The organism is Rhizobacter sp. P2_H3, assembly GCF_056403355.1.
The window spans coordinates 26,688-36,495 of record NZ_JBFUFQ010000040.1 but is presented as its reverse complement, the minus strand read 5'-3'; the positions used below and the strand labels follow the sequence as shown (position 1 = coordinate 36,495).

Genomic DNA, 9,808 nt, shown 5'->3' with positions numbered 1-9,808 from the left:
AGCCAGCGCCGCTGCGGCAGCACTCGGTCGCGGGGTGAACTTCGGCAACATGCTCGAGCCGCCGAGAGAAGGCGACTGGGGCCTGACCGTGGAGCAACGCTTCATCGATCTGCTCGATGGCGGCAGCTTCGACAGCGTTCGGCTGCCTGTCCGGTGGAGCAACCACGCCTCGGCCGATGCTGCGGCGGTGATCGACCCGGCCTTCTTCGCACGCGTGGACAGCGTGGTCGACCGCCTGCTGGACAAAGGCGTCCACGTGCTGCTCGACATGCACCACTATCGCCAGCTGGACGGCGACGTGCTGGACGCCAATGAGCGCTCGGTGGACCCCGCCGTGGTGGAAGTGCGCTTCCTCGCGATGTGGCGGCAGATCGCGGCTCGCTACAAGAATCGCAGCGACCGGTTGATCCTGGAGGTCTACAACGAGCCGCACGGCAACCTGACCGATCGCTGGAACGACCTGATGGCGCGGGCGGTCGGCGTGATTCGCCGCGACAACCCGCAACGCCTGATCGTCGTCGGCCCGACCAGTTGGAACAGCGCGGCCGACCTGCCCAGGCTCGTGCTGCCCAACGACGCCAACCTGATCCTCACGGTCCACAACTACGAACCGTTCAACTTCACTCACCAGGGGGCCACGTGGGTCACACCTGCGCTGCCTGTCGGGCAGAGTTGCTGCACGGCGGACCAGCTGTCGAAGATGACCTGGGGCCTGGACGTCGCGAAAGCCTATGGCACGAAGGTCGGCTACCCGGTCTTCGTCGGCGAGTTCGGGTCATTCTCGGCCGCGGACAGTGCCGCGCGGGTGCGCTACTCCCGTGCCATGCGCGACCTGATCGAGGCGCGCGGCATGAGCTGGCACTACTGGGAGCTGGCCTCGGGCTTCGGCGTCTACGACCCCTCGGGTGCCGGCGCGTTCCGTGCCGACCTGAGAGACGCCCTGTACGGCCGATGAGCGTCTCCACGTTGATTTCCCGCGTTCGCCACGTCGCGGCGCAACGCTGATCCGTCCGCCCGCCACGTACGGGCAATCGTCCCACCCCCCACAGCAAAGAAGATCCCATGAACATCGACAACTCCCATCGCCTGGCCGCCCTCTCCACCCTGTTCCTCCTGCTTGCAGGCTGCGGCGGCGGCGGCACCCCCGTGCCGCCCACCGGCTCTGTGCCCGCGCCCTCGCCCGCCGTGCCGGTCACCATCAATGGGCAGGTCGTCGCGTCGTTCACCGCGGCCGACGGCAGCACCGACCAGGGGCGGACGGCCTCGGCATTCGCCTATGCCGAGAAGGCGGGTGACTTGCCGAGCGCACCGGTGCTGAGTGTCAGCAACAACCTCCTGAACGTCAGCAGCAGCTTCAGCAACACCGGCGGCAGCACCTTCGGCGGCGTGGGCATCGAAGTCCCGCTGCGCGATGCCGATCGCAACCAGGTTCAGTCCGGCGCGACCAAGGTGCAGTTCTCGCTGGCTTCGACCGGCACCAACAAGACGCTCAAGTTCAAGATCAAGGCGCTGGGCTCGACCCCCAACGGTTGCGTGCCGGCGGCCAGCGTGACCGTCACGGCCACCCAGACGAACTACGAGCTGGCGCTGACCGAGGCCAACTTCAAGCTGCCCGACTTCTGCACCGGCCCCACCGCCACCAACCCGGCGCTGGCCGGCACGCTGGCCAACATCGGGGCCATCGAGGTGTCGGACGAGGCCCTCCCGGCCACCGGTTCCGCCACCGTGGGGATCCACCTGGGCAGCATCGCCTTCGCGCCCAAGCCTGCCGCACCGGCAACGTCGGCCGTGTCGATCACGGGCCCGTTCTCGTTCGAGTACGGCACCGGCGCCACGGGGAACGCGCTTGCTGAAAGCGCCTCGGCGTACACGCTGACCGGCCATCGGACTTCCGCCACCGAGTCCTGGGCTGCCACCGTGGCCGTGCTGCCCCTGACCGCCACCAGCGACGTGTCCGGCTGGCCCGCGTTGAGCATCAACCTGGCCTCCACCAGCAACAGCCAGGTCGTGCTGATGCTGCAGTCGGCCGATGCCGTGGATGACGGCTGCTTCCCGAGCTACGTGGTCACCGGCCTGAGCGGCACCGCCGCCACGCGCGTGATCCCGTTCTCGTCGTTCAGCCTGGCCAACAACCCGGATGCCAACTGCGCCGCTGCGAGCGCCACGCGTCCTGACACCGCGCTGGCCCTGACCAGGCTCAAGCAGTTCCAGATCCGCGAGCTCAAGGGCAGCGCGGGCCTGGATGCGGTGTCCGTGGTCATCGGCAAGCCTGTCCTGCTGTCGGGTCAGTGATCGGCGCTGAGCCAACCAACAAGGAGATGACATGAAGTTCGGCCCCTTCCTCGCCCCTGCGGCGTGTGCCTTGCTGGGCGCATGTGCCCAGTTCCGGGCCGGCTCCCAAGCCGAGCCGGCTCCCAAGCCCCTGGTCGTGCCGCTCGCGTCGCAGGCCGCGGCGCCCAACGTGCAGGCCGACTCGGCCGATCGGTTGTGGGCGACGACGTTCAAGAACCCGTCACGCACGCCGGAGGGGGGGGTGATCACCAGCTTTGCCTTTTCCGAGAAGCAAGGCGATGCGCTGGTATCGCCGCCGGCCGTGCACGGCGATGTCCTCGCCGTGACCGGGCAATTCTTCGGCAAGGGCGCCAGCCAGTGGGGTGGTTTGGGGGTCAACATCGGCGCGCCGAGATCGATTCCGGTGAAAGCCGGCGACTACAGGTTCCTGACGATCCGGCTCAGCTCGGCAACCAGCACCCGCTTGCGCGTGCGGCTCGTCGGACCGGACGAGGCCACGCAGCGGCTCGGCTGCTACCCGATGGTGTGGCAAGCCGTGAAGCCCGAAGTGGCCGAGTACCGGATTGCGCTGGAGCGCTTCGCCCCCGAAGGCTATTGCGGCCCCAAGGGTGTCGCGCTCAAGCCCACGCTGGAGAGCCTGACCGGCATCGAAGTGGCCGAAGCCGCGGCGCCGATGCGTGACCGCACCGTGAGCTTCGGCGTGGGTGCCATCGGACTGGCTCGCTGAGTCGAGAGGGCAAGCCATGCGCCACCTGAACCACATCACTCTGCTCACCTGCGGGCTGGCCACCGCGTTGGCTGCGCCGGCCCTCGAGGCGACGGCCCAGGTGCCGGCCAACATGCCGAGCCCGGACAAGGCCGATGACCAGGCGAAGCGGCTGGCCGAGAACCCGTTCCGACGCATCCTCGAAGCAGGCCGGGTCGAGGTCAAGCTGCGCCGGGAGGCAGCCGAAGCGCCCGCCCACGCGGTCACGGCACCTCGGCGCGGCACCGCGGCGGCAGCGGCCACACCGAAGCCGCAGGTGCCCCGCGCGGCGCCGGCCGAGGCACCCGCGCCCGCGCCTGCTCCGGTGCTCGCACTGGCCCCGGCGAGCACCGCGACGCCGGTTTCCCCTCCACCGGTGACGGTGGCCGGGGCCGAGCGCCTCTGGACCGCATTCAACGGCACGACGGCCGCCGTGGAGGGCGGCTTCATCGAGGGGTTGATCTATGCCGAAAGGCCGGGCGACGCAACGCTGGGGGACATCACGGTTCGCAACAACGGCGTGCTCAACATCACGGGGCAGTTCAACACCCGCGGTGGGAGCCAATGGGCCGGCGTCGGGATCGTGCTGGTCTCGCAGCGACCGGTGGTGGCCACCGAGTACAAGGCGTTGCGGGTTCTCCTGGCGGGCCACACGGTGGGACAGCTGCGCCTGCGCCTCGTGGGGAACGACCCGGCCGTCCAGCAACGGGGCTGCTACCCGATCCTGATGCTGCCGGTGAAACCCCAGGTCACGGAGTACCGCATCGAGTTTTCGCAGTTCGCAGCGCCGCAGTACTGCGGTGCCGAAGGCGTTGACGTCAAGTCGACGCTGGAGGCCCTCACCGCCATCGAGATTGCCGACGCGCCCGAACCGGTGGGGGACCGCGCGGTGAGCTTCAACGTCGGCACGCTGTCGTTGCTGAAGTAGGAGGCCGGTGGCGCGCGCCAGCCGCGAGCGTCAACGGGCTTGACACACCATGATCGCCACCGACGACATCCCGCGCCTCTACGACCCCGCATTGGCTGAACGGGTGCGACATGCCATCGGCCAGGTGCCCGGCTCCGGCGGTGTGCACGGCGGCGTCGGGGTGCTGGCCCAGAAGCTGGCGCAGATCCAGGGTTCGGCGCGGCCGCAGCTGCAGAAGCCCCAGCTGGTGGTTTTCGCCGCCGACCACGGCATCGTGGCGCGGACGGCTTCGGTCTATCAGGCGAATGTGGCGACGCTGCGGGTGCGCAACCTCCTGGCCGGCAACACGGTCGCGTCCATGTTCGCGCGCCGCAACGGCCTGGCGTTGACGGTGGTCGACTGCGGCTTGCACGCCGATTTCGAGCCGCACCTGCAGTTGATCCGGATCAAGATGGCGCGGGGCACCCTGGACAGCAGCCGGGGTGCCGCCATGACGGTCGGGCAATGCCGTGCCGCGATGGCGCGCGGTACCCGCCTGGTCACCCGGCTGCCGGGCAATGTGTTGCTGCTGGGAGAGACCGGCATGGGCAACGAGGCGGCTGCCTTGTTGATGAGCCGGCTCACCGGCGTGCCGATCGCCGAATGCACGGGCTTCGGCAATGCGGGTCGGGCGAGGGAGTTCGCGGTGCTGCAGGGCGCACTGGATCTGCATGCCGGCATCTCCAGCCCGGTGGCAGCCCTGACAGCCCTGGGGGGCCTGGAGATCGCCGCGCTCGTCGGGGCGGTGCTCCAGGCGGCGCGACAGCGCCGCGTGATCGTCGTCGGTGGGTTCATCACGACGGCGGCCGTGGCGGTTGCCGCCAGGCTGGCACCGGCACTTCTGGAGTGTTGTGTCTTCTCGCATGGCTCGCCGGCGAACGGGCACGCACGGTGGTTGCAGATCCTGGGCGCCGAGCCCCTGCTCGATGCAGCGCTGTGCACGAGCGAAAGCTGCAACGCCGTGCTCGCCTGGCCCTTGCTGAAAGCGGCTGAACAGCTGCTCGGTGCAGCGGCACAGGCCGACTAGGGGCCTGTCAACACGACGGGATGTCACGCCGCAGTCATGCGGCCGTCACGACACGCGGCTCCAATGAAAACCTTTACATCGAGCCCCGGTCCCCCGAGTGAGCATCATTGCCGTCGCCCAACGAGCGGGCGTGTCCATCGCCACCGTGTCGCGCGCCTTCAACTCGCCCGACCTGGTGACGCCCGCCACGCGCCAGGCCGTCGCAGCCGCTGCCGACGCGCTGGGCTACGTGCCGAACCTGAGCGCCCGAACGCTGCGCACCAGCCGCAGCCGGACGCTCGGCGTGCTGCTGCCGACGCTGCACAACCCGGTCTTCGCCGAGTGCCTGGCCGGCATCGCGATGGCGGCTGCCGAGGCCGGCTTCTCGATCCTTCCCGCGACCACCGACTACGACGAGCAGCGTGAGCAGCACGGCGCGCGGGCCCTGATCGCGCGAGCGGTCGACGGCGTCATCCTGACGGTGGCGAACGCCGCCGGGTCGGCGACGCTCGATCACCTGCGGCGCGCCGGCCTGCCCTACGTGCTGGCCTACAACCGGCATGCCGACCACCCCTGCGTCTCGGTCGACGGCCGCGTCGCGATGCGCGAGCTGGTCGAGCGGCTGGTGCGCGACGGCCACCGCCGCATCGCGATGCTCAGCGGCACGCTCGCGGCCTCCGACCGGGCGCGCCAGCGCTTCGGGGGCTACGAGGAGGCGATGCGCGCGATCGATGCCGGGCCCGAACTGATCGAGGTGCCGTTCGTCGTGTCGGCTGCCGACACCCTCGCCGTGCGCCTGCGCAGGCCGGTGCGCCCGACCGCGATCGTCTGCTCGAACGACCTGCTGGCGGTGCGCTGCCTGCGCGCCGCGGCGCTGGCCGCGCTGTCGGTGCCGGCGGACCTCAGCGTCGTCGGCTTCGACGGCATCGGCATCGGCGCCGACCTAAGCCCGTCGCTCGCGTCGATCGCCCAACCCAATGCTGGCATCGGCCACGAGTGCGTGCGCTGGCTGGTCGGCGCCATCGAACGCGGCGGGTTCCCGAGCGCGGCCGACAGCATGACGCTGGCCCACCAACTGCGCGCCCTCGAGTCGCTCGGCCCGATGCCATCCCTTTCCTGACATCCCCTGAAGTCCACCCAAGGAGTACCCCGATGAAACCCCTTCGCCTCATCCTTCGCGGCGTCGCCGCGGCCGCCCTGCTGGCCAGCGCCGGTGCGTTCGCGCAGACGGCCATCTGCTACAACTGCCCGCCGGAATGGGCCGACTGGGCAAGCGAGCTGCGCGCGCTGAAAGAGAAGACCGGCATCACGGTGCCGCCGGACAACAAGAACTCCGGCCAGACGCTCTCGCAGCTGGTGGCCGAGAAGGCCAACCCGGTGGCCGACGTCGCCTACTACGGCGTGACCTTCGGCATCCAGGCCAAGAAGGAAGGCGTGACCGCCGCGTACAAGCCGGCGGCCTGGGCCGAGATCCCCGACGGCCTGAAGGATCCCGAGGGCCACTGGTTCGCGATCCACTCCGGCACGCTCGGGTTCATGGTCAACGTCGACGCGCTGAAGGGCAAGCCGGTGCCGCGCAGCTGGGCCGACCTGCTCAAGCCCCAGTACAAGGGCCTGGTCGGCTACCTCGATCCGGCCTCGGCCTTTGTCGGCTATGTCGGTGCGGTGGCGGTGAACCAGGCGCGCGGCGGCACGCTCGACAACTTCGCGCCCGGCATCGAGTACTTCAAGGCGCTGCAGAAGAACGAGCCGATCGTGCCGAAGCAGACCTCGTACTCGCGCGTGCTGTCGGGCGAGATCGCGATCCTGCTCGACTACGACTTCAACGCCTACCGCGCGAAGTACAAGGACAAGGCCAACGTCGAGTTCGTGATCCCGGCCGAAGGCTCGGTCGTCGTGCCCTACGTGATGAGCCTCACCGCGCACAACCCGAACGGCGACAACGGCCGCAAGACGCTCGACTTCGTGCTGTCGAACGAAGGCCAGGCGATCTGGGCCAACGCCTACCTGCGCCCGGTGCGCGCCTCGGCGATGTCGAAGGATGCGCAGTCGCGCTTCCTGCCGGCCGCCGACTACGCCCGCGCGAAGCCGGTCGACTACGTGAAGATGGCCGACGTGCAGAAGGCCTTCTCCGAACGCTACCTGCGCGAAGCCCAGTGATCGCTGCGTTCTGCCTGGCGCCGGCGGTCGCGCTGTTCGCGGCCTTCTGGCTGCTGCCGATGGCGCGGCTGGCCGCCCTGCCCGCGGCCGGCGGCTGGGCCGCCTATGCCGCGGTGCTCACCGAGCCGCGCTACCTGCGCAGCCTGCTGCAGACCACCGGACTCTCGCTCGCGGTCACGGCGGCCGCGCTGCTGCTGGCCGCCGGCGTCGGCCTGTACCTCGGGCGCCGGCGCTTCGCCGGACGGCGCCTGCTGCTGTCGGTGCTGACGCTGCCGCTGTCGTTCCCGGGCGTGGTGGTCGCCTTCTTCGTGATCCTGATCGGCGGCCGGCAAGGGCCGGTCGCGTCGATCAGCGAATCGCTGTTCGGCGAGCGCATCACGTTCGCGTACGGTTTCGCGGGATTGTTCCTCGCCTACCTGTACTTCTCGCTGCCGAGGGCGGTCGCCGCGTTCACCGCCGCGGCCGAGACGCTGGAGCCGCAGCTGGAAGAAGCGGCGCGCTCGCTCGGCGCATCGCGCTGGCAGGTGGCCGTGGACGTGTGGCTGCCGGCGCTCGCGCCGACCGCGATGGCCAGCGGCGCGATGATCTTCGCGACCGCGATGGGCGCCTTCGGCACCGCCTTCACGCTGGCCAGCCGCTTCGAGGTGCTGCCCATCACCATCTACAACGAGTTCACCAACTACGCCAACTTCAAGACCGCCGCCAGCCTGTCGCTGGCGCTCGGCCTGATGACCTGGGCCGTGCTGTTCGTGGCGCAGCGCGTGGCGGCCCGGCCGGCGGGAGCGGCGGCATGAGGCAGCTACAGCGAATCGAATCGCCGTGGCTGCTGGGCCTCACCGCCCTCGTCACGGTCTTTACCGTGCTGCCGATGCTGCTGTCGGTCGGCGCCGGGCTGGTCAACAACTTCAGCGCCGGGCTGGCGAGCGGGCTCACGACCCGCTGGCTGCTGGAGGTCTGGGCGCTGTACGGCTCGACCGCGTGGCGCTCGGTGCTGCTCGCCCTCGCCTGCGTGGCCTGCACGCTGGCGGCCGGCGTGCCGTGCGCCTGGGCGCTGGCCGGCAGCCGCTCGCGGGCGGCCCGCGCCTTCGAGGAGCTCATCACGCTGCCCGTCGCGGTGCCGGGGCTGGCCACCGCGCTGGCGCTGATCCTGGCGTATGGCGAGCTGCGCGGCTTTCGCCAGAGCTTCGCCTTCGTGCTGGTCGGGCACGTCATCTTCACGCTGCCCTTCATGGTGCGCACCGTGGCAGCGGCCTTCCGGCGCGATGAGCTGGCCTCGCTCGACGAAGCGGCCCGCTCGCTGGGCGCGGGCTTCGCGCAGCGCTTCCTCGGCGTGCTGCTGCCTGCTGTCGCCCCGTCCATCGTCGCCGGCTGCCTGATGGTGTTCACGCTGTCGATGGGCGAGTTCAACCTCACCTGGATGCTGCACACGCCGCTCACGCGCACGCTGCCGGTGGGCCTGGCCGACAGCTATGCGTCGATGCGCATCGAGATCGGCTCGGCCTACACGCTGCTGTTCTTCCTCGTCATCCTGCCGGTGCTCTGGGGCATGCAGGCGGTGGCCCACCGGATCGAAAGAAAACATGGCTCCGCTGCCTGAACCCTCCGCCCCGACCCGCATCGCGGTGCTCGGCTGTGCCAAGACCTACGGCGGCGCCGCGCCAGCGCTGCAGGCCACCTCGCTGCAGGTGGAGCCGGGCGAGGTGCTGGCACTGCTCGGCCCCTCGGGCTGCGGCAAGACCACGCTGCTGCGCGTGATCGCCGGCCTCGTCGCGCCCGACGCCGGCGGCAGCATCCGCTTCAACGACGAGGACGTGACCCGGCGCCCGATCGAGACCCGCGGCGTCGGCATGGTGTTCCAGCACTATGCGTTGTTCCCGCAGATGAGCGTCGAAGCCAACATCGGCTATGGCCTCGCGATCCGGCGCCTGCCGCGCGAGCAGGTGCGCCGCCGGGTCGGCGAGCTGATCGACCTGGTGCGCCTGAACGGCCTGGAGCAGCGCCGGCCGGCGCAGCTGTCCGGCGGGCAGCGCCAGCGTGTCGCGCTCGCCCGTGCCGTGGCGGTGCAGCCGCGCGTGCTGCTGCTGGACGAGCCGCTGACCGCGCTCGACGCCAAGCTGAAGGAATCGGTGCGCAGCGAGCTCGCCGGCCTGCTGCGCCGGCTGCGCATCACCGCCGTGCACGTGACGCACGACCAGCATGAAGCGATGGCGCTGGCCGACCGGCTGGCCGTGATGCACGCCGGGCGCATCGTGCAGGTGGGCGATGCCGAGTCGCTGTACCGGCGGCCCGCCCACCCCTTCGTCGCCGAGTTCCTCGGGCGCGTCAACCGCCTGCGCCGCAGTGCGCAGGACGTGTCGGACGGCATCGTGCGCCTCGCCGGCCAGGTGCTGCCCTGCCCGCCCGGCTGCGCCGCTGCGGCCGAGCTGCTGCTGCGGCCGGAAGACATCGCCTTGCACCCCGGCGGCGCGGCGCAGGTCGCGCGCCGCGTCTTCCTCGGCGAGCGGGTGCAGCTGCAATTGCACACGCCCGACCAGGGTGAGATCCTCTGCGAGGCCGGCAAGGAATCGCCGTTCGTGGCCGGGGACGCCGTGGGCCTGGACGTGAATCCGGCGCACCTGATGCCCGCCACCTCATCGTGAAATAACCCCACCGTGAAGCC

General features: G+C 70.3%; 10 protein-coding genes. All 10 read left to right on the top strand.

Annotated features, from left to right (window positions below; all coding sequences use genetic code 11):
* Positions 1–955 (top strand): glycoside hydrolase family 5 protein (locus tag AC1D1T_RS10775; protein WP_477991867.1); only part of this gene is annotated, 955 nt, incomplete at its 5' end.
* A 107-nt stretch (positions 956–1,062) separates the two neighbouring features.
* Positions 1,063–2,292: a hypothetical protein gene (locus AC1D1T_RS10770; RefSeq protein WP_477828408.1), complete on the top strand. Its 1,230-nt coding sequence runs from the start codon at positions 1,063–1,065 to the stop codon at positions 2,290–2,292.
* A gap of 31 nt (positions 2,293–2,323) precedes the next feature.
* Positions 2,324–3,019 (top strand): hypothetical protein, encoded by a 696-nt coding sequence (locus AC1D1T_RS10765; protein ID WP_477841897.1) that lies wholly within the window; start codon positions 2,324–2,326, stop codon positions 3,017–3,019.
* A 16-nt stretch (positions 3,020–3,035) separates the two neighbouring features.
* Complete coding sequence (locus AC1D1T_RS10760) at positions 3,036–3,965, top strand: hypothetical protein (RefSeq protein WP_477841895.1); 930 nt, start codon at positions 3,036–3,038, stop codon at positions 3,963–3,965.
* A 49-nt stretch (positions 3,966–4,014) separates the two neighbouring features.
* Positions 4,015–5,010: a nicotinate-nucleotide--dimethylbenzimidazole phosphoribosyltransferase gene (locus AC1D1T_RS10755; RefSeq protein WP_465113472.1), complete on the top strand. Its 996-nt coding sequence runs from the start codon at positions 4,015–4,017 to the stop codon at positions 5,008–5,010.
* 97 nt (positions 5,011–5,107) lie between these two features.
* A complete protein-coding gene (locus tag AC1D1T_RS10750) occupies positions 5,108–6,109 on the top strand; it encodes a substrate-binding domain-containing protein (RefSeq protein ID WP_477825652.1) in 1,002 nt (333 codons plus the stop codon).
* A 32-nt stretch (positions 6,110–6,141) separates the two neighbouring features.
* The gene (locus tag AC1D1T_RS10745; protein WP_477825651.1) at positions 6,142–7,149 is read left to right on the top strand and encodes an ABC transporter substrate-binding protein; all 1,008 of its coding nucleotides are present in this window, start codon (positions 6,142–6,144) and stop codon (positions 7,147–7,149) included.
* The gene (locus tag AC1D1T_RS10740; protein WP_477825650.1) at positions 7,146–7,943 is read left to right on the top strand and encodes an ABC transporter permease subunit; all 798 of its coding nucleotides are present in this window, start codon (positions 7,146–7,148) and stop codon (positions 7,941–7,943) included. Before AC1D1T_RS10745 ends, AC1D1T_RS10740 begins: the two co-directional genes overlap by 4 nt.
* Positions 7,940–8,746 carry an ABC transporter permease gene (locus AC1D1T_RS10735; protein ID WP_477825649.1) on the top strand — a complete coding sequence of 269 codons (807 nt, stop codon included), beginning with the start codon at positions 7,940–7,942 and terminating at the stop codon, positions 8,744–8,746. The genes AC1D1T_RS10740 and AC1D1T_RS10735 overlap by 4 nt, the downstream gene beginning before the upstream one ends.
* Entirely contained in the window at positions 8,730–9,788 is a 1,059-nt protein-coding gene (locus tag AC1D1T_RS10730; protein ID WP_477825648.1) for an ABC transporter ATP-binding protein, read from the top strand. The genes AC1D1T_RS10735 and AC1D1T_RS10730 overlap by 17 nt, the downstream gene beginning before the upstream one ends.
* The last annotated feature ends 20 nt before the right edge of the window (positions 9,789–9,808 follow it).